The sequence below is a fragment of the Marinithermofilum abyssi genome (genome assembly GCF_014641195.1).
GTDB classification, from domain to species: Bacteria; Bacillota; Bacilli; order Thermoactinomycetales; family DSM-45169; genus Marinithermofilum; species Marinithermofilum abyssi.
In genome coordinates, this window is record NZ_BMHQ01000002.1 from 277,739 (window position 1) to 295,654 (window position 17,916).

A 17,916-nucleotide genomic window follows, 5' to 3' on the forward strand; every position below is an offset into this window, starting at 1 on the left:
ATCGTACAAGACGGTTGATTTTCTGACAAGATCCGCTTTTCGGGAAATAAATGCTTTACTATTTTCCAAATAAAGGTTAACTTTAGGGGATCAAATGCGCTATAATATAAATGTTATGCTCAAATGCATAATGGGTGGGTGAGGGTTTTATGTTAAAGGATCGGAGACATTGCTCAACCGAATGGTTAACCGCTTTGTTTTACACAAACGTCAAACAGACTGGAAACAGGAACTGGCCGCAGGCTTCACGGTCTTTTTTACCGTGGCCTACATTTTAGCGGTGAATCCGCTGATTCTGAAAGATGCGGGAATCCCGCTCAGTGCCGGCATTCTGGCCACCATCGCCGTCTCCGTCTTCGGATGCCTGTGGATGGGTTGGTGGGCCAATGCACCGATCGTATTGGTTCCCGGCATGGGAGTCAACGCTTTTTTCAGCTATACCATCGTCCAATCCATCGGACTATCTTGGCAGCAAGCATTGGCAGCCGTCATCTTGTCCGGTGTTTTGTTTTTCGCCGCCAGCGTCAGCTCCTTTGGACAGCGTCTGTCCATTGCGATTCCCGCTTCCCTGAAGCATGGCATCACTGTGGGAATCGGATTGTTCCTGACACTGATCGGATTGCAAAAAGGACATGTCGTCGTATCTAGTCCAAACACGATGATCCGGTTGGGAGACTTGAGTCAACCAGTGGTTTGGATCACGCTGATCGGGCTGGTGGTGACGGTGTTGCTGTTTGTACGCGGAATTAAAGGGAGTCTGCTGATCGGCATCGTCTTTACCACTACACTCTCCCTGATCTTTTCCGGACCCACGGGACAAGCCTTGCCGCAACCAGGGGCTAAAGATTTGCTAACGGTTTTCGCCACTGCTGATTTCAGCGGGATGATTCACCTTTCCTTCTGGATTGCGGTATTTTCCTTAAGTATGATCGTCATATTTGAAAACATGGGCCTTTTGAGCGGAATGTTGCCGGATCAGGACAAATTTCCCCGGGCATATAAAGCGGCTGCTATTTCTACTGCCGCTTCGGGTATTTTCGGTACCAGCCCTACCATCGCGGCGGCGGAAAGCGCCTCCGGCATCGCAGAAGGGGCTCGTACCGGCATTCCGGCTCTGGTCACCGCCGGGCTGTTTTTGCTCTCTTATCTCTTTGTCCCACTGATCGGCTGGATTCCGGAAAACGCCGTCGCACCGGTGCTGGTCATTATTGGAGCGATGATGATGCAAAGTGTGCGCCACATCCCTTTTCATGAATTCACCGAAGGATTCCCTGCCTTTTTGATTATCACCCTAATCCCATTGACCTACAGCATTGCAGACGGGATCGCATTCGGCTTCATCGCTTACCCTCTGATGAAAGCCGCCTCGGGTAAAATCAGGGAAGTCTCGGGTATCCTGAACGGGATGGCGGTACTGTTCCTGCTTTATTTCATAGCCACCAGTTGGATTTCCCATTGAATCAAAAAACCGTTCCTTCTTCGAGAGGGAACGGTTTTTATCAACCCGTGATCTTTAGAACAGGAAAAAGTAAGAATATACCGCAGCCAATATAAAACGATATACAGCAAATACGGTCATCGATACCCGCTCCACCAGTTTCAGAAAAGCGACGATAGCGAGGAGCGCCACGATAAAGGCTGTCACAAAGCCGGCAGCAAACATCGGGAAGTCAGCCGCAGACAGACTGTCCCAGCTTTTGTACAAATCCAGACCGCTGGCTGCCACCATGATCGGCACCGCCATGATAAAAGTAAACTCCGCAGCCGTTTTCCGGCTCAATCCCAATAGAAGACCTCCGGAGATCGTGGCGCCGGAACGGGAGAAACCCGGCCAAAGGGCCAAACATTGGAACAATCCCACTCCCAGGGCCTGCTTGTAAGTCACTTGGTCCAAGGTGGCTGCCTTCACCGCAGTCTTTTTGTTTTCAGCGACCATCATCAAAACGCCGCCCACCACCAACGACAGCACCACTGTTGTGGCAGAAAACAGATACTTTTTGATGAAATCATGAATAAGAAGTCCCAACAAGCTGGCAGGCAACATCCCGATCACGACATGAAGCAAGTTCAAATGTGAACCGCCGGACTCAGAAGACGCCGTATTCAAACCGATCAGGCTCAATATTCGGCGCCAAAACACCACGACCACTGCCAAAATGGATCCCAACTGAACCACGATCTCGAAGGTTTTCACTTTTTCTCCTTGAAAGTCCATCAAATGCGCTGTCAAGATCATGTGTCCGGTCGAGGAAACGGGTAAAAACTCGGTCAGTCCTTCCACAATAGCCAAAACAATTGCCTTGATGATCTCCATGGAAGTCTCTTTCAACTCCGTTTCATCGAGTTTCGAAACATGGACATTTGCCCACAACATGCATTGTAATAGGAGACCATCAAAAAGAAAAGCACAGCTTTCGCAGATTCACAAAAGTGTGCTATCATATAAAATCTTTACGGCTGCACCTGCAGCGGCTCCGCTTCCATCACATGGGTTCCCCTCGCCGTCACATGGTACATCACCTGATAAGACCCCGGCTTCTTCAATCGGGTTTCAGCGTGATACAACCCGTCCCCCTTTTTCCGAGCCGGTATTTTTTGATGCTTCTGATCTCCTTTTTTCCAAATCTCGAAGGCGACATCCCGGGCATCGTTCACCGCTTTGCCAGCTTGGGTCAGACGGACTTGAACGGTAAACCTTTCCCCTGCTTCCACTCTTTTGGGTTCCGTAACCAGCGCGACTTTCAGCGGCGCACCGCCGGGCGTCTCCTCATGGTGCCGATGCTTCTGCGATGTTGCGGAGGGTTCTTTCTGCTCCACCGCAGGTTCAGCCGGGGAACATCCGCCTAGCAGAAGGAACCATACCACTGCAACCGCCCCCATTTGAACAAAATCTTTTCTCATCCACCTTCCACCTCTTCTCCATCATTTTCCTGCGGCACATAATGATTACCCAACCAAAGTGTACCTGTTTTTTCCGTTTGTAACAAATCCAACAACTACAAAATGAAAGGATTTTTGCCCGAAGGGACAGAATATGTTGGACCCATTATTGTCACCTGAAACTTCAACGATTTCTTGACAATACAAAGCCTTCCCATCATCAATGAAACTTGACGGACTGGAATCTCGTACATTGATGTATAGAAGGTTTACCTTCGATAGATCCGAGTATACAACCTTACATCCAAACAGGAGAGAAACCATGGAAATCCCGAATACACTGGTAAATGCTTGGACTTTTTTGACCAAATTCATCAAATCCCCTCGTACTGTGGGCAGTGTGATTCCAAGCTCCCGCTTTTTGGTACGGGCCATGCTCCAACCGATCGATTGGGCTCATACGCGATCCCTTGTGGAGTTGGGAGCCGGCACAGGGGTATTAACCCGCAGCATTCGGAAGCGTTGCCGTTCCGATTGCCAGGTGGCCGTGTTTGAGCGGGACCCTGAAATGCGGGAAATGCTTCAAAAAGAGTTCCCGGAGTTCATCATTCGTTCCAACGCTGAAGACATCCACCATGTCATCCGCTCTCTCGATATGGAGCCGGTGGACTGTATCATTTCCAGCCTGCCCTTTGCCAACTTTTCCGCTGATGTGAGAGAACGAATCATCGATAACGTATACCGCTCATTAAGGCCCGGGGGTCTTTTTGTGGCCTATCAATATTCGCTGCAAATGCGCCCCCTTTTGGAAAAAAAGTTTAACCTGCGCCAAGTCCGCTTTGTGCCTTGGAATATCCCCTGTGCGTTTGTTTATGTATGCATAAAAGGGACTGAATAAAGGGACCCCCTTTCATCAGGAGGGGGTAGCATTCTCAGGGCACACGTCGCCTTCTTCATCGCTTTGCTCCTAGGTCGCGCAGTGGCTCGCTTTTCGCCTCGGCCCCACAGCTCGTAGGATCCGCCAGTTAGGAACGTTGGATTATTGAACCATCACTCGGCCGAGTCACCCGCGGCGACCTTCCGCCAGCGGGAGATCCATTCACGGGTTACGGGACCCGGCTTTCCGCTCCCGATGGATCGGCCGTCCACGGCGACTAAGGGAAAGGGACCCCAGGTGGAGTTGGTTAAGAACGCTTCGTCCGCCTTCATGAGCTCTTCTACGGAAACCGCTCGCGTCTCCCACGCCCACCCCCTCTGGGTGCATGTATCCAACACCCAGGACCGGACAATCCCGGGCAACAGCCCCCTGGATACGTCGGGCGTTACCACACATCCGTCTTGAACCAAAAACAGATTGGCCGAAGCTGTTTCCGACACATCCCCATCCACAGTACGAAAAATGCCTTCTTCCACTCCGGCTTCCGCTGCCTCGTCCCGAGCCAGCACACTTTCCAAGTAGTTGAGCGATTTCACTCGCGTGAGCGGGGAGTACGGATTGCGGCGAATCGATGTGACAACCGCCTGCACTCCCTGCTCATACCGAGACAGATCCAAAGGATGCTCTCTCGCTTCCATCCATACCGAGATGTCTGTCAATCGGTGAAGCGGCTGTCCGAATCCCCCGATCCCGCGGGTCAATGTGATCCGCAGGTAACCGCTCCTCACTCGGTTGGCTCGCAAAAGTTCCCGGATCCCCCTTTTCAACTCCTCCGGTTCCGGCACTTGGGCAAAACGTAACAGACATGCCCCTTGCCGCAAGCGGTTAAGATGGGCATCTTCAAGCATGGGGGTACCTTTTTCCACCCGGAAAGTTTCAAACAAACCATCCCCATAGAGTACTCCCCGGTCCTGCAAGGACAGAGAGGCGCTTTGACGGTCCATCAGCTTGCCATTGAACCAGATATACACCGTGATCCCCCTTTCCGTCCTTCACATCCCGCGCCCAGCGGCAGCCGGCTCCCGTTCAGAAAAACGGCGGATCGCCTCCATCATCCCTTTTCCCTTGGCGATGGTTTCCTCATATTCCGCTCTCGGGTCAGAGTCTGCCACGATCCCGCCTCCCACGTGAAAGGAAAGCTCCCCGTTCCACCATGTCATCGTCCGAATGGCAATATTCCACTCGCCATTCCCGCGACGGTCTACATATCCGATAGATCCGGTGTATACCCCTCGCCGACTGCTCTCTAATTCATGGATAATTTGCATCGAGCGAATCTTGGGCGCTCCGGTAATAGAGCCTCCGGGAAACATACCTGCCATCAGCTGACCAGGTGTGACCCCCGGGCGAATCTGGCCCTTAACCACAGCTACCTGATGCCAGACGGTGGGATGAGGCTCAATCGCAAACAACACCGGCACTTGCACCGTTCCCGGAAAACAGAATTTCCCCAGGTCGTTCCGTTCCAGATCCACAATCATCAGCAGCTCCGCCCGATCTTTTTCACTTGCAGCCAACTCCTCCTTGAACCGACCATCTTCTGTCTGTTCCCGACCCCGGGGCCGGGTTCCCTTGATCGGCTTTGTCTCGATCCAACCTTTTTCCCAGCGAATAAACTGCTCCGGCGATGAACTGAGAATCGCATGATCGGCAAAACGCAGAAAAGCGGAGTAAGCTCCCGGATTGGCCTTGCGTAGACACCGATACAGCTGCCAGGGATCTCCGTTCATGGAACCGCTGATCCGATAGGAAAGATTAGCCTGGTAGATGTCGCCTCTGCCGATATATTCTTTTACCCGTTGCACCCGTTGAAAATAGTCATCCGGGGCGATTTCCGGCACCATTTGGATCGGCCCCCCCTTGACCGGAGCCATCTCTACCAAGGATTCCCGTTCCCAGCAAAGCAATTCTTCCACCGCAGCCTGCAGCACTTTTTCCGCCTCGTTGTCCGCGACAACAGCCACCCAAGTTTCTTTCCGCTCGTCATCTACGACGATGGTACGGCGGGGAACCATCAGCACGCCGTCTGGCACGGCATACCGACGCGGCTTGGCCTCTCCGATCACTTCCAAGCTCCAAGCAAGTTCATATCCCAGATACCCGACTACTCCCGTCAAAAAAGGCGGAGCATCATCCGGCAAGTCTGGCAGCTCCGGTGCCAATGCCGCCAAGGAATCCAGTTTTTGAAAAGGTTCCGGTTCCCGCTCCTGCCACAACTCCACCTGCTGAAACGGATCCCAAGCCAAGATCGTGTACCTTCCCCGTGAACAACTATCCAGCAACACACCACTCTGCCCGGCAATACGGGTATAAATGTGTATGGGATTTACCCAACGATGAATTCGTTTCCAGGCACCTCGCATGTTCATCATGTTCCTCACTCCTGTTCCGACAAAGCCTTTTTCTTGCTGTCTCGACTTGCTATCGCTGGGTTCGTCGGCAAAAGTCGCTGCTCGGTTAAGGGGTTTATCTGCTCATTTCGAGCATCTAGCCTACAAACCTTTTTTGTATAAACCTATGTCACCGACCTTCTCTTTCCATTGTACAGAGTTGACAGGAGAGCGTCTTTGGAAAAGATCCTCATTCTGTGACAGGATGCCCTTTTTCAACTCCGTTCCGATTTGGACGGAGCCAAGTGTTTTTTCCCCGGTTAATTATCTTGCTGTAGACCCACACGGGGTTCATCCTTTAAGCTAATGGTTGCAAAACAAACACAAGGAGCGCAGGTATCGTGAAACACACTTGTCAAGCGGAAACGGGGGTATGGGCTAGTATCGGAGCTTATCTGTTTCTGGTTTTGATCAAACTGGGAGCAGGATATGCCGCCCATTCGGAATCCGTCACAGCAGACGGGTGGAACAACTTCACCGACATTCTGGCTTCCGTAGGATTGCTGATCGGAATCAAAATCGCCCAAAAACCGAGAGATCCGGATCATCCCTACGGTCACTCACGGGCGGAAACCGTCTCCTCGCTGCTGGCTTCCTTTATTATGGCCAGCATTGGGCTCCAGGTGCTGTTTCAAGCGGGGGACAGCGCCCTGAACGGCAGAGGAGAAGCCCCCGATTGGACCGCCGCAGTGGTGGGAATGGGAGGAGCAGCTGTGATGACCGGGGTCTATCTCTTCAACAGCAGACTGGCAGAGAAAACCCGGAGCCAGGCACTGCATGCCGCCGCCCGGGACAATTTGTCGGACGCGCTTGTCAGTCTCGGCACCGCAGTGGCGGTGTTGGGTTCTCATTGGAAATTGCCTTGGCTGGATCCCGCAGCAGCCTTGATTGTCGGGAGCATGATCCTGAAGACCGCCTGGGATATCTTTCGGGATACGGCTCACCGGCTGACCGACGGGTTTCACCCGGACCGGCTGAAAGAATATGAAACCACGATTCATCAAATACCCGGCGTTAAAAAAGTGATCGACCTGAAAGGGCGATACCAAGGGAATGAAGTGGTGCTGGATGTCACCATTGAGGTCAACGCCGACTTAAGCGTCAAAGACAGCCATGATATCACCGACGCCATTGAACAAAAAATGTGCAGCCAATACCGGGTATACAACACCCACATCCATGTGGAACCGGATGCTTAACCGACTGCCTCGCGTTCCTTGTTACAGATATCGTTCCCGTTCCATAAGCGAACGGGTATTTTTTGCTAAGAGCATCGATTTTTTTCTATCAAACACGTAAGATAGGTAGAGACTCACTTTCTATTCAATTAACAAGGGGGCCGCATCCATTTGAATCTGGGAAATCGGCATCCACGGGATGTGGAGTTTCAAAAGATCGCAGCGGAATTCGGTTTATTGATCGAGAACTTTTTTGCCCAACATCAAGTGACGCCATCGGAAGCATTTTACCTGATGTCGAAAGAAATGAGTCTGTTGGCGGCCGATTGTGTCAGGTATGACCGGGAAGAAGAAATGGAAGAAGAAATGGACGAGACAATGGACAAAGGGAATCCAGCTACATAACGAAAAAGCCGGGAGAAAATCCCGGCTTTTCATCAGCCTCTGTTCACATAAGGAATCGGGTCCTCTGCTCCCGCTTCCTTAAATCCTTTCAGCCGGAGGCGGCAGCTGTCGCACTCTCCGCAGGCCGCTTCCCCGCCCTGGTAACAGGAAGTCGTCAGGTGATAGGGTACACCGAGGCGCAAGCCTTCCTTAATCGTACGAGCTTTGGTCCAATGGATGAGCGGGGCCTCCAGGCGAATCGGCTGACCCGTTACCCCGGCCTTGGTCGCCAGGTTAACCGTTTGTTCCATGCTGCGAATAAACTCCGGGCGGCAATCCGGATAACCGCTGTAATCCACTGCCGACACACCGATATAGACTGCCTCGGCACCGATGGTTTCGGCGTAGGCACTGGCCAGGGAAAGAAAAATCATGTTCCGGGCGGGAACATACGTAACCGGAATCTCCCCTTCCGTCCCCTCTGTCGGTACATCCAGGGCCGTATCTGTCAAGGCGCTCCCACCGATTTGATTCAAAAAGCCGATATCCACAACCCGGTGTTCTTTTACTTTATAATGAGCCGCCACTTTTTTGGCCTGCTCCACCTCCCGGTCATGACGCTGGCCGTAATGAAACGTCAGCGGGTACAACGCGTAACCTCGTTCTTGGGCGATCCCCATGCAGGTGGTGCTGTCCAAACCGCCGCTCAACACAACCACTGCTTTTTTCTCCAACCTCATACACCTCGCTCCGCGGGATCCCATATGATCTTGTGTAATTGAAGACTCACTTTTACTTGGGGCAGGGGCTCAGCCAGCACTTTTTCCACCAACCGGCGGGGCGGCATCGTTTCCCATACCGGACTGAACAATACCTGACCCTGGCGATGGTGCTGCTTTACCACATCCACCGCGTGACGAAAGTCTTCCTCACTGCCGATGACAAACTTCATTTCATCCCGTTGAGTCAAATAACGAAAATTGTCCCGGATCATCCGGTGTTCTTCCCCGGAAGCGGGGAGCTTGTAATCCATGACAAACCGGACTTTTCTTTCCCATTCCGGATGCTTCCGGCGAAGCGCATCAAAGGGAGCCAAATCGATGGCACCGTTCGTCTCGATGTGAATGTCCTCGATATGAGGCAGAGAAGCCATCGCGGCCAGAAGAGCAGCCGATTTTTCCCGGTGAATCAGGGGTTCACCCCCCGTAAAACAAATCCGGCGGCTGGAAAAGCGACCAATTCTCTCGACGATCTCTTCGATGGTGGCTTCAAATTCCGGCTGTGCAGGGGCATAACTGTAGGGCGTATCACACCAGGTACAGCGCAGGTTGCAATGAAAGACGCGGACAAACACGGTCGGATAACCAGCAGCCGTCCCTTCGCCTTCGATCGTCTCGAAGATCTCCACCATCGGCAGGGACCATTTTCTGTACACCGATGCTTCAGGCAGATCCCATTTACGCATCGGCTTCCATCCATTCCCGCTTCAAGGTAGCATAGCTGGTGGGTGTTTCATAAAGAACCAGTTCTTCGAGACGATGGCCCTTTTTTTTCAGACCTTCCCGCTCCAGACAGGCATCCAGCTCTTCCCAGATCCAGACGATCATATTTTCGGCCGTCGTATTCATATTGGGCAGGACTTCGTTTAGATACCGATGATCCAAACGGGACTTGATCCCTTCTTCATACATTCGCTTAATGTCCCCGAAATCGACGGCGATGCCTACTTCATCCACAAAACCGCTGATGGTGATCACCAGCTTGTACGTATGCCCGTGCAGGTTTTTGCATTTTCCTTCGTAACAGTGGAGATGATGGGCCGCATCAAAGGTAAAGGCCTTCGTAACCGCCACTCGCTTGTGGTGGTACTTCAGCTCGTGACGCTGAATGTCCGTCCCCAGCTTCTCCACTTTGTCCGGAATGCGAAACTCCATGAAAAAACCCCCTTGTTGTTTGAGGGGGATCCGTGAAAAACCCTGAACGCAACACTGCTTCAGCTGTTTCAGGGGAATGGTTTACTTTTCAGGATCCCTAGTGTTGTTTTAAGAGTGGTGGGTTTGCGACACTCTGTGAAGCGATACGTAGATCGCCAAACATTAGTGTATCATATTTGCGCCGGAACGGACGGTTTTTTTTATCTCCCCGGCTGACAAATCCTGTTGATGACCGGACTTCACCAAAAGGATATCGAACCGCGGCCTCATACATCGGCACTTCTCCCCCCGTCCGGCTGAACCATGGTTTTCCCCGTAGACGGATCTTCCAACCGCTCGAAGCTTCCCTCTGGCAGAACATAGGTAAGCAGAGACGCAACGACCCTGACGCAGAACAACAGGACAGAAGTGTGCGGAATCTTCAAGATGGCAGAAATATAATCTAATTCTCCCCTGATAACAGCTCGCTGGTATTCACCCTATTCGTTTGCTTCCTCGTTTTCCACGAAGTGTTTGAGTACAGAGATCTTGTTTTCCCAAAATTGTTCGTATTGGGAGAGCCATTCCTTCAGTTCGAGTAATGCTTCCGGCTGAAGCCTATACCGCGTCTCCCGCCCAACTTTGCGCTCACTCACAAGTCCCGCTTCTGACAAAATGCGCAGATGCTTGGAAACAGCCGTACGGCTCATCGGAAAGTGTTTACTTAGAGCGGTTAGGTGCATCTCCTCTTTCTCAGAAAGCAGTCTGAGCAGTTTACGGCGGGTGGGATCGGCGATTGCCTGAAAGACGTCATGCTTTGGCGCGGATGACACTTGATCTCACTCAACCAACTTGCGGAGATTGTCGTTAACAAGCTTCTCCCAACCATTGTCCATTCTGTCGCGGATCACTGAATGTTTTGCTGACGCTTTCGGAACAATCTCATCAGGTTCTCCCCAACCAGAATGAACGAGTGTAAACTGTGTTTTTCCTTCTAGCTCCTTTAATTCTAAAGAAACACGCCAACCGAATTCATCCCAAGCAAAGGTAAGTCGGTGAGGAGGATCGAGTTCCAGTACTTTGCAGGGTGAAGGTCCGAAAGGTGACTCCAGAGTGAATTCATGTCCTATTTTTGGCTGAAAATCATTTGGCATCCACCATGCGGCGATGCCTTCTGAAGTGGAAATAGCCTCCCATACTTTCTGAATGGGTGCGTCAAATACGACTGTATGACGAATGTCTGGCAACTTGTTCTGTCTGTTTTCCTTCATAGGTCCCTCCATGTAAGAGTTAATATGAAACCAAATGGTTTCTTATTATGAAGATAAGCAACCTTTTGGTTTCATGTCAAGCGAATTTTATTTGATAGAAAGGATCTCCTCCCCCCTCCGCCCCCATTATTTACGCGAAAATAGAGGGTCTATTCTGTTCAAGGACTTGTTTCATCGATGTTCAGTTTTTCTTAGTCTCACACTCAGGACATGCATTTGGAACTTGCTCATAATTATTATACAATTCTGATATATAAATCCGACAGAAGAGGTGAATCGCATGGTGGTATTTGAAGAGAGCTGGACCATACCCTGGGGTGAGGCGATCAACGGGAACATTGAGTACAAACAGGCGAGCGGCCACTTGGGAATGGCCCCTCGTGCTGAAGAGGGAGAAAAATCCTTCCACCGCACTGGCGGGGTGCGGTTGCAGCGTCATCGGTCACCCAGCCTCTGGACGCTGCTGGTTGGGGATGTAGAGAGTGTAGAGCTGATTCGACGGGGGATTTATCGATGATTACTGCACTGCGGAGGACTGGCACCCGTTTGGCGGCAAAGCTCGCCATGGTCGCCGTCGTGGCCGTCTTCCCAATGGCGGGCATCGCGACCGCGTCCCAGGCACCGCCGGAAAGAGCGGAGACACGGTCGGTCCTCTTCGTCGGCAACAACTGGGACGGCACGGCGGACATCATCGACCCCGAGGACTTTACCCGGCTCGGTCGGATCAACGTCATCCCAGATCTAAAGGAGCGCCAGCGAGAGATCGCTACCAATCCCCTGGCGCTCGGGTACTACTTGGCGATTCGGCAGCTCGTCGGGGAAGGCAACGATCAGTACGTGGACGACATGTTCACGTCGCACGATGGTCGCTACGTTTACGTCTCAAGACCCAGCCTGGCTGATGTGGTAGGCATCGACCTCCGGACACAGGAGATCGTCTGGCGCGTGCCGATGGAGGGCTACCGGTCGGATCACATGGCAATGTCTCCCGACGGTACCCGCCTCCTTGTGTCTGACTCCACAGCCCGGAAGGTCCACGTGATCGACCCGGTGGAGGGCCGCAAAGTCGGTGAGTTCCAGTCCGGGGACTCACCGCACGAGAGCAACTACTCCTCCGACGGCAAGCGGATCTATCACGCAAGCATCGGACACGTCTGGACCCCGGCGGACCAGCCGGCCCTCGACTCCACGAAGGGCGACCGTTGGTTCCAGATCGTCGACGCCGAGACGAACGAGGTGATCAAGCGCCTGGATATCGGCGAGATCCTCGAGGAGCACGGCTATGAGGGCTACAGCGCGGCAGTCAGGCCGATGGCCATCCCCCCCGACGAAAAGTCCGCTTACATGCAGTTGTCGTTCTTCCACGGGTTTGTCGAGTTCGATCTGGAGACCCTTACGCCGCTACGCCTCGCTCACCTCCCGGTCAGCGAGGAAGCGAAGAACACCCCGCGCGAGCAGTATCTCCTCGACTCCGCTCACCACGGGCTGGCGATCAACCCTGAGGGCACGAAGCTCTGTGTCGCAGGGGCGATGTCGAACTACGCCGCGATTGTGGATCGTGAGACGTTCGAGTACAAGCTGTTCCCGAACATGGACAAGCCGTACTGGGCGACCAACAGCGCCGACGGGCAGTACTGCTTCGTCTCGGCCAGCGGCGATGACTCGGTAGTCGTTCTCGACTACGACACCGAGCAGGAGATCGCCCGGATCCCCGTCGGCAACCACCCGCAACGGATGCGCATGGGGGTCATCCGTCACGATTACGTGGAGCACCTGTCGGGTTCGGAGCAGGACAGCGACAGCTGTCCCACAAAGAGTCCGTGGTAGCTTTCAGACGAAGATAAAACGCCCTGAAAAACGAAAGGAGAGGAGCCAAGCAGAGGATTTCAGACAGGAAAATCCGGCAAAAATAACACCGGTTCCCTTAACGTACAAGGAGCCGTTTAATTTGTGTCCACATTGCATGCTGGGGTCAGTTTCCTCGGCACTCAACCGTTTAAGGAATTCCCGGGTGATTTTCTAAAAACAGCATGGATACGCTAGGTTGATACTTTTTACATGCGTTTGATCATTTGTTCTACCCATAGTTGGGACTGAAGCGCTTCCCACCCGTTGACTTTGGGTTCCTTATCTTGGATTAGACAATCAATGAAGTGATATACTGCTCCTTCAAATCCTCGTCGTTTAAGAATGGAGTCCCATGAAGCCGAAGACTTCGTTTGAACGGTTCCGTTTTCTTCTATCTCCATCACCTCTAAGTTTTTTACACGAAGGATGGAGCCAGTTAAAACAATCTCCAGTTGTTCTAAGTTCGTTCCTGCTTGTCGGTGCATGGATGTCGTAATGGGATATGATTCTGATGTCAGTTGGTGCTGAACATAGTAGAGTTGATTACTTTCAGTTTTCTGTATCATTCCATCTGTAATGGAATGAGCACCCACCCAACGAGCCGTGTCCACCAGATGAATGTAGTCATCAAAAAGGGTAAAGTTAAATGTATGGTTCGGATAAATCCCGTTGACTCGATGTTTCTCAATACGGATCCAGGCAATCTTTTGGCTTTTTTGTTTTGCTTCAATGTAAAAAGGAGCAAAACGTCGATTAAATCCGACCATCAGTTTTCGGTTCAGTTTATTGCTCAATTCGACCAACTGTTCTGCTTGTTCTATAGTAGCAGCAAGTGGTTTGTCAACATAGACATCTTTTCCTGCCCGAAGAGCCTTGTCAACAACCTCATAATGCGAGTCGGTGGAACTATGTACAAATAAAGCATCACAAGCAGTGAGTAATGAAGTTACATCTGCAAAAGATTCCATACGATATTGTCTTCATATTTGTTTCCTTTTCGCTTGCGTCGGAGAAAACGCACCTACTAGTTTCCAGTTTTCTTCGAAGGTTAATAGTGGCAAATATGCTTTCTGTGCAATAGACCCGAGTCCGATGATTCCGATTTTGGGATGCCTCATGTCTTTCCTCCTTTATTTGTTGCTCCCCATAGGCAGCCACATGCTCAAATTGCGCTGTCCACCTTTAAAGTCTCGTTCTCTCGCGAAGATCTCACTCGATCATTCCACACAAAAACGAGGCAAGCAAATCCGACGATCATGGTGGGTAGATAAAATATTTGAGGAAGGCCAACCCACTTCACACCAAGGCTTCCTAACACGCTTCCACCGAATAAGGCAAGGGATTGTGCACTGAAAAATATGGAGCTGGCAAGGCCGGGGGATGCCGGAGACAACTGTTGTGCGTAAGTGACACCAAGACCAAAAACAATGGCTATGAGAATCGCATGGAGAATCTGAGCAAGATATAAGTGCCAGGACTCAAAACTGTTAGCAAAAATCAGGTAGGAGAACAGACCGATCAGAAAGCCTCCCAAGAGCAATTTATTCAGGCCCCAACGATCCGCTAACATGCCGGCAAGGGGCATAGCAACCAACTCCGTTAAAGGAGCAACTGACATGATGCTTCCCAGTTGCGTAACGCTAAGCTCTAACTTATTTACTGCCAAAAGAGACAGATAAGCTAAACGGATCGTTTCACCACTAAGAACGAGGACGCACACTCCACCATAAATGAGCAATGGTTTATTGTGGACCTTCCATGGTTTTAGCGGACGTTTGTCATGGGTTGACTTCTCACAAGAAGATTTTCGAGTGCCTACCCATCGCAATGGGATAAGGATCAAGAGAAATAAGGATGCGGTCAAGAAGAAAGCTGCCCGATAACCCAGCATCCCGGCAATCGCGCTGCCCACTACGGGTCCCAATGTCCAGCCAAAGGAATAACCCGTTCGTATCGTACTGGAAACCGTCGCTTCTCGCTTTTCCTGATCACGGTCCATGACGTCTCGAATGAGCGCAAATACTTGTGCGTTGAGGGTACCGAGGAACTGTAGAAAAATAACCCCGATGACAAATACCATCACCACATGAGTAGACACGCCAATTAGTGCCCAACCGATCGCTAACAGCAAAGCAGCGGTCGTAATGACCGGCCTTCTTGAAGCAAGACGATCAGATAGTGGCCCGGTGTAAAGGTTGATAAAGGGAGTAACCAGTGAGGTAAGAAAGAACAGACCGGAAACGGATTGGCTAGCCCCCAACTCTTTGGTGAGAAATAAGGTCACTAAGGGAATGCTCGCAGAAACGGAGATACCAGACAACAACATGATGATCAGCAGCACCAAATAATCTTTTTTCTTGAAAATCATAAGCAATGCGTTTCTCATCAGTCTTCACCTCCATCTAAACCTTCGAAACACTTTAAAAATATCCTCTACCAAAAACCCCCTCCCGAATCCTAACTTTCCTTATACAGCTGTCTCGCATGTGGAGCGCTTATAAACACTACATAACACTACTATAGCCCAAGATTTCTGAAGTTATTTTGTCCTGTTTATCGTATACAGTCCGTTACGCATGTAAAATGCATGTAAAATGCAATAAAGTTATATAACGTAGTTTACGTTACACTCTTTATGGAAAAACCGTCTAAAACCCTTGCCGTACCAAGGATTTCAGGCGGTTTTTGTGGTCTTTTACCAATCCCGATGTTTCCGAACTACCTCTGTTTCACACATTATTTATTAAAAGCAGTTTCAACAGACGTCGATATAACATATGTAATTGCGATCCAAGTTTACGACTACGGGTCGCTATAGAAATGGATCGTTTTCTTCCAAAATCAATAATCGGTAGAGCGAACAGCTGCAAATGACCCATATGTTTGGCCATCAATTCAGGGACAATTGTGATTCCTATTCCAGCTGTTACAGCTCCAAAAATAAAGTCACCAAAAGCTACCTCGTTGATGATGTTCGGCTTGTGACCTAGCAATTCCATTGCTTGATGATATGCTCTCGTGTATCACAAGGAGCTTGATGAACGATCAGTGGCTCTTCACACAGTTCGGCAAGCTTAACCATTTTTCGCGAACGAAAACGATGGTGTAAAAGGAAACACCGCATAGTAAGACTCCGTAAATAATTCACAGCTCCACAACGACTCCCCGATATACGTTGCATCAACAAAGACCGCATCAAGCCTTCCTTCCTGCAATGATTGTATAAGCTCCCCTGAAGTGTTCTGAATCATTAATGTCACGGGTCGGTCTGAGTGAGATAATCCCTTGATTCTTGGAGGTAAATAGTAAGTTGCCAGACTAGGCAAACTCCCTATAGCTATGGGGTTCGTTCGGCGAAATTGCCTTAACTCCTGACGAATGGTGGTTAATTCAGCAATTCGATTGTAGAAGCGTTTGCCTGCTTCTGTCAGTTCAATACCAGTAGACGTTCGATAAAACAAAACAATGCCAAGATCATGTTCCAGGTTACGAATATGTTTGCTTAAAGCCGGCTGAGAAATGTTTTGTGCTTTGGCTGCTTAGACAAGCTTTTTTGTTTAGCGGCTTCAACAAAATTTTGTAACCACTCTATATTCATCTGTTTTCACTCCAATAGATATAACCATATGTTATACCCTTCAAAAATAATGATCGTTCTGCTTGTCTTTAGTTATTGATAATCTTTTAAATGTCAAGCGCTTAATTAATTATAACGACAAAAATACCTGATACGGAACGGAGAGGTCGCCATGCAAAAAGTTCTTCTTCTCACTATGGGAATGTTCGCTCTTGGGTTTGATGCCTATGTGGTGGCTGGTCTGTTGCCTGATATTGCGGGAATGTTTAAAATAAACGCTTCCCAAGCGGGACAAGCGGTTAGTGTCTTCACCTTTTGTTATGCACTGGCTGCTCCCATTTTTGCAACGCTGCTGGCTGGAAAACCCATGCGCCAACTTTTATTACTGGCACTTGCTGTATTCTCTGTAGGCAACGGGGCTAGTGCAATTGCCTCGAGTTTCCCCTTGCTGCTTATGTCCCGTGCAATTGCAGGGATCGGAGCTGGGCTTTATTCCCCGCTGGCAGCCGCAGCTGCTTCCTCCCTCGTTTCCGAACAGAAACGAGGACGTGCCCTTGGGATGACCTTAGGTGGGATGAGCATGGGCACGGTCGTTGGGGTTCCAGTTGGATTAATCATTGCTGAACATCTGGGTTGGCAAGGAACTCTCTGGTTAATCACTGTACTCGGTCTTGTTGCCATGCTTGGTATTGTTATCGGTCTCCCAAACTTTCCTGCCTCAGCGCCCCCGTCACTACGTCAACGTGTGGCTATGATGACCAATAAACGTGTTTCAGCAACCGTTGGTATCACTTTGTTAACCAGTATTGCGAGCTTGGGGCTCTATACGTACATTGCTTAAATCTTGCATAACCTAGCAGATATTGATTACATAACGCCTTATCTGTGGGCATGGGGCATTGGTGGCGTGATCGGAAGTTTCTCCATCGGCGCTCTCATTGACCGTACGGGACGTCCAGGTTTGCTCATGGCCGGTATTTTAGCCATATTGGCTTTTGCCATGTTCAGCCTACCATTTGGGCTGAAATTTCCCATACTAGCCTTCCTACCATTTGTTCTTTGGGGCGCAATGGGATGGGCCTCGCAAGCCCCACAACAACACGTGTTACTTCATTTACAACCGAATCACGGCGTAGCGACGGTTGCCTTAAACAGTTCCGCTAATTATTTAGGTAGTGCGATCGGTTCCGCGCTCGGTGGTATTGTTATGTTAGCGGGATTGGCCCCTTCCCAACTTCCGTTTACTGCTGGTTGTCTTGTACTAGTGACTTTACTGGGACAGCTGATAATCATCGCGAAAAAGTAAGAATCAACAAGATACAGTAGAGTTGAATTGTGATTTGGAAAAAGACTATCTCTTTTTTCAAGATCGAGAGAAGCTGAAGAAGATCTCTTTTGCCCGAGCAGCGACTTTTGACGACGAACTCAACGACAAGAAGGGAGACGAGACAAAAAGCGGACACGATTTTCACGTCAGACAACAACACCAATAGCCCGAGAGGGCCAACTCTCGGGCTAAATCTTAGTCTTGCAATTTT

The 17,916-nt window shown here is 50.4% G+C and carries 16 protein-coding genes and 3 pseudogenes; 7 read left to right on the plus strand and 12 right to left on the minus strand.

Annotation, left to right across the window (positions count from 1 at the left end):
* Window positions 1–169 precede the first annotated feature (169 nt).
* Window positions 170–1,459 (plus strand): NCS2 family permease, encoded by a 1,290-nt coding sequence (locus IEW70_RS03590; protein WP_373285902.1) that lies wholly within the window; start codon window positions 170–172, stop codon window positions 1,457–1,459.
* Between the two features lie 54 nt (window positions 1,460–1,513).
* Here IEW70_RS03590 and bacA read toward each other — a convergent pair whose 3' ends face one another.
* Together bacA and IEW70_RS03600 are read right to left on the minus strand one after the other, a co-directional pair.
* Complete coding sequence (gene bacA / locus IEW70_RS03595) at window positions 1,514–2,314, minus strand: undecaprenyl-diphosphate phosphatase (protein ID WP_188646545.1); 801 nt, start codon at window positions 2,312–2,314, stop codon at window positions 1,514–1,516.
* 137 nt (window positions 2,315–2,451) lie between these two features.
* Window positions 2,452–2,901: a FixH family protein gene (locus IEW70_RS03600; protein WP_188646546.1), complete on the minus strand. Its 450-nt coding sequence runs from the start codon at window positions 2,899–2,901 to the stop codon at window positions 2,452–2,454.
* Window positions 2,902–3,202: 301 nt separating this feature from the next.
* On the opposite strand from IEW70_RS03600, the gene IEW70_RS03605 reads away from it, so the two are divergent.
* Window positions 3,203–3,778: a class I SAM-dependent methyltransferase gene (locus tag IEW70_RS03605; RefSeq protein WP_188646547.1), complete on the plus strand. Its 576-nt coding sequence runs from the start codon at window positions 3,203–3,205 to the stop codon at window positions 3,776–3,778.
* 152 nt (window positions 3,779–3,930) lie between these two features.
* Here the strand turns inward: IEW70_RS03605 and IEW70_RS03610 are convergent, their stop codons facing one another.
* The gene (locus IEW70_RS03610) at window positions 3,931–4,788 is read right to left on the minus strand and encodes an aminotransferase class IV (protein ID WP_188646548.1); all 858 of its coding nucleotides are present in this window, start codon (window positions 4,786–4,788) and stop codon (window positions 3,931–3,933) included.
* 21 nt (window positions 4,789–4,809) lie between these two features.
* The gene (gene pabB, locus IEW70_RS03615; RefSeq protein ID WP_188646549.1) at window positions 4,810–6,189 is read right to left on the minus strand and encodes an aminodeoxychorismate synthase component I; all 1,380 of its coding nucleotides are present in this window, start codon (window positions 6,187–6,189) and stop codon (window positions 4,810–4,812) included.
* Between the two features lie 359 nt (window positions 6,190–6,548).
* On the opposite strand from pabB, the gene IEW70_RS03620 reads away from it, so the two are divergent.
* Window positions 6,549–7,406 carry a cation diffusion facilitator family transporter gene (locus tag IEW70_RS03620; RefSeq protein ID WP_188646550.1) on the plus strand — a complete coding sequence of 286 codons (858 nt, stop codon included), beginning with the start codon at window positions 6,549–6,551 and terminating at the stop codon, window positions 7,404–7,406.
* 150 nt (window positions 7,407–7,556) lie between these two features.
* Window positions 7,557–7,790 (plus strand): hypothetical protein, encoded by a 234-nt coding sequence (locus tag IEW70_RS03625; protein WP_188646551.1) that lies wholly within the window; start codon window positions 7,557–7,559, stop codon window positions 7,788–7,790.
* Between the two features lie 32 nt (window positions 7,791–7,822).
* Here the strand turns inward: IEW70_RS03625 and queC are convergent, their stop codons facing one another.
* From queC to IEW70_RS03650, 5 genes are all read right to left on the minus strand, one after another.
* Window positions 7,823–8,509 (minus strand): 7-cyano-7-deazaguanine synthase QueC, encoded by a 687-nt coding sequence (queC, locus tag IEW70_RS03630; RefSeq protein ID WP_188646552.1) that lies wholly within the window; start codon window positions 8,507–8,509, stop codon window positions 7,823–7,825.
* A complete protein-coding gene (locus IEW70_RS03635) occupies window positions 8,506–9,234 on the minus strand; it encodes a 7-carboxy-7-deazaguanine synthase QueE (RefSeq protein WP_188646553.1) in 729 nt (242 codons plus the stop codon). Before IEW70_RS03635 ends, queC begins: the two co-directional genes overlap by 4 nt.
* The gene (gene queD, locus IEW70_RS03640) at window positions 9,227–9,703 is read right to left on the minus strand and encodes a 6-carboxytetrahydropterin synthase QueD (RefSeq protein WP_188646554.1); all 477 of its coding nucleotides are present in this window, start codon (window positions 9,701–9,703) and stop codon (window positions 9,227–9,229) included. Before queD ends, IEW70_RS03635 begins: the two co-directional genes overlap by 8 nt.
* A gap of 479 nt (window positions 9,704–10,182) precedes the next feature.
* A complete protein-coding gene (locus tag IEW70_RS03645) occupies window positions 10,183–10,515 on the minus strand; it encodes an ArsR/SmtB family transcription factor (protein ID WP_188646555.1) in 333 nt (110 codons plus the stop codon).
* Window positions 10,516–10,521: 6 nt separating this feature from the next.
* Window positions 10,522–10,953, minus strand: coding sequence for an SRPBCC family protein (locus tag IEW70_RS03650; RefSeq protein ID WP_188646556.1), 432 nt, complete (start codon window positions 10,951–10,953; stop codon window positions 10,522–10,524).
* Window positions 10,954–11,233: 280 nt separating this feature from the next.
* On the opposite strand from IEW70_RS03650, the gene IEW70_RS03655 reads away from it, so the two are divergent.
* Together IEW70_RS03655 and IEW70_RS03660 are read left to right on the plus strand one after the other, a co-directional pair.
* Complete coding sequence (locus tag IEW70_RS03655) at window positions 11,234–11,470, plus strand: hypothetical protein (RefSeq protein ID WP_188646557.1); 237 nt, start codon at window positions 11,234–11,236, stop codon at window positions 11,468–11,470.
* On the plus strand, window positions 11,467–12,780 hold the full coding sequence (locus IEW70_RS03660; RefSeq protein ID WP_229751803.1) for a YncE family protein: 1,314 nt from the start codon (window positions 11,467–11,469) through the stop codon (window positions 12,778–12,780). The genes IEW70_RS03655 and IEW70_RS03660 overlap by 4 nt, the downstream gene beginning before the upstream one ends.
* Before the next feature lie 227 nt (window positions 12,781–13,007).
* Here the strand turns inward: IEW70_RS03660 and IEW70_RS03665 are convergent.
* The 3 genes and pseudogenes from IEW70_RS03665 to IEW70_RS18385 form a co-directional block, all read right to left on the minus strand.
* A pseudogene (locus tag IEW70_RS03665) lies at window positions 13,008–13,919 on the minus strand (Gfo/Idh/MocA family protein).
* 44 nt (window positions 13,920–13,963) lie between these two features.
* Complete coding sequence (locus tag IEW70_RS03670) at window positions 13,964–15,187, minus strand: MFS transporter (protein ID WP_188646558.1); 1,224 nt, start codon at window positions 15,185–15,187, stop codon at window positions 13,964–13,966.
* Between the two features lie 343 nt (window positions 15,188–15,530).
* Window positions 15,531–16,322 (minus strand): annotated as a pseudogene (locus IEW70_RS18385) (LysR family transcriptional regulator).
* A gap of 228 nt (window positions 16,323–16,550) precedes the next feature.
* Between IEW70_RS18385 and IEW70_RS18390 the strand changes: the two are divergent.
* Window positions 16,551–17,684 (plus strand): annotated as a pseudogene (locus IEW70_RS18390) (MFS transporter).
* Window positions 17,685–17,916: the final 232 nt, after the last annotated feature.

What these genes read in the sequence shown, in the direction of transcription:
- queD (WP_188646554.1), bottom strand. Translation starts at nt 9,703, where the DNA reads ATGGAGTTTCGCATTCCGGACAAAGTGGAGAAGCTGGGGACGGACATT.
- IEW70_RS03635 (WP_188646553.1), bottom strand. Translation starts at nt 9,234, where the DNA reads ATGCGTAAATGGGATCTGCCTGAAGCATCGGTGTACAGAAAATGGTCC.
- IEW70_RS03605 (WP_188646547.1), top strand. Translation starts at nt 3,203, where the DNA reads ATGGAAATCCCGAATACACTGGTAAATGCTTGGACTTTTTTGACCAAA.
- IEW70_RS03655 (WP_188646557.1), top strand. Translation starts at nt 11,234, where the DNA reads ATGGTGGTATTTGAAGAGAGCTGGACCATACCCTGGGGTGAGGCGATC.
- bacA (WP_188646545.1), bottom strand. Translation starts at nt 2,314, where the DNA reads ATGGAGATCATCAAGGCAATTGTTTTGGCTATTGTGGAAGGACTGACC.
- IEW70_RS03600 (WP_188646546.1), bottom strand. Translation starts at nt 2,901, where the DNA reads ATGAGAAAAGATTTTGTTCAAATGGGGGCGGTTGCAGTGGTATGGTTC.
- IEW70_RS03660 (WP_229751803.1), top strand. Translation starts at nt 11,467, where the DNA reads ATGATTACTGCACTGCGGAGGACTGGCACCCGTTTGGCGGCAAAGCTC.
- IEW70_RS03670 (WP_188646558.1), bottom strand. Translation starts at nt 15,187, where the DNA reads ATGAGAAACGCATTGCTTATGATTTTCAAGAAAAAAGATTATTTGGTG.
- queC (WP_188646552.1), bottom strand. Translation starts at nt 8,509, where the DNA reads ATGAGGTTGGAGAAAAAAGCAGTGGTTGTGTTGAGCGGCGGTTTGGAC.
- IEW70_RS03650 (WP_188646556.1), bottom strand. Translation starts at nt 10,953, where the DNA reads ATGAAGGAAAACAGACAGAACAAGTTGCCAGACATTCGTCATACAGTC.
- pabB (WP_188646549.1), bottom strand. Translation starts at nt 6,189, where the DNA reads ATGATGAACATGCGAGGTGCCTGGAAACGAATTCATCGTTGGGTAAAT.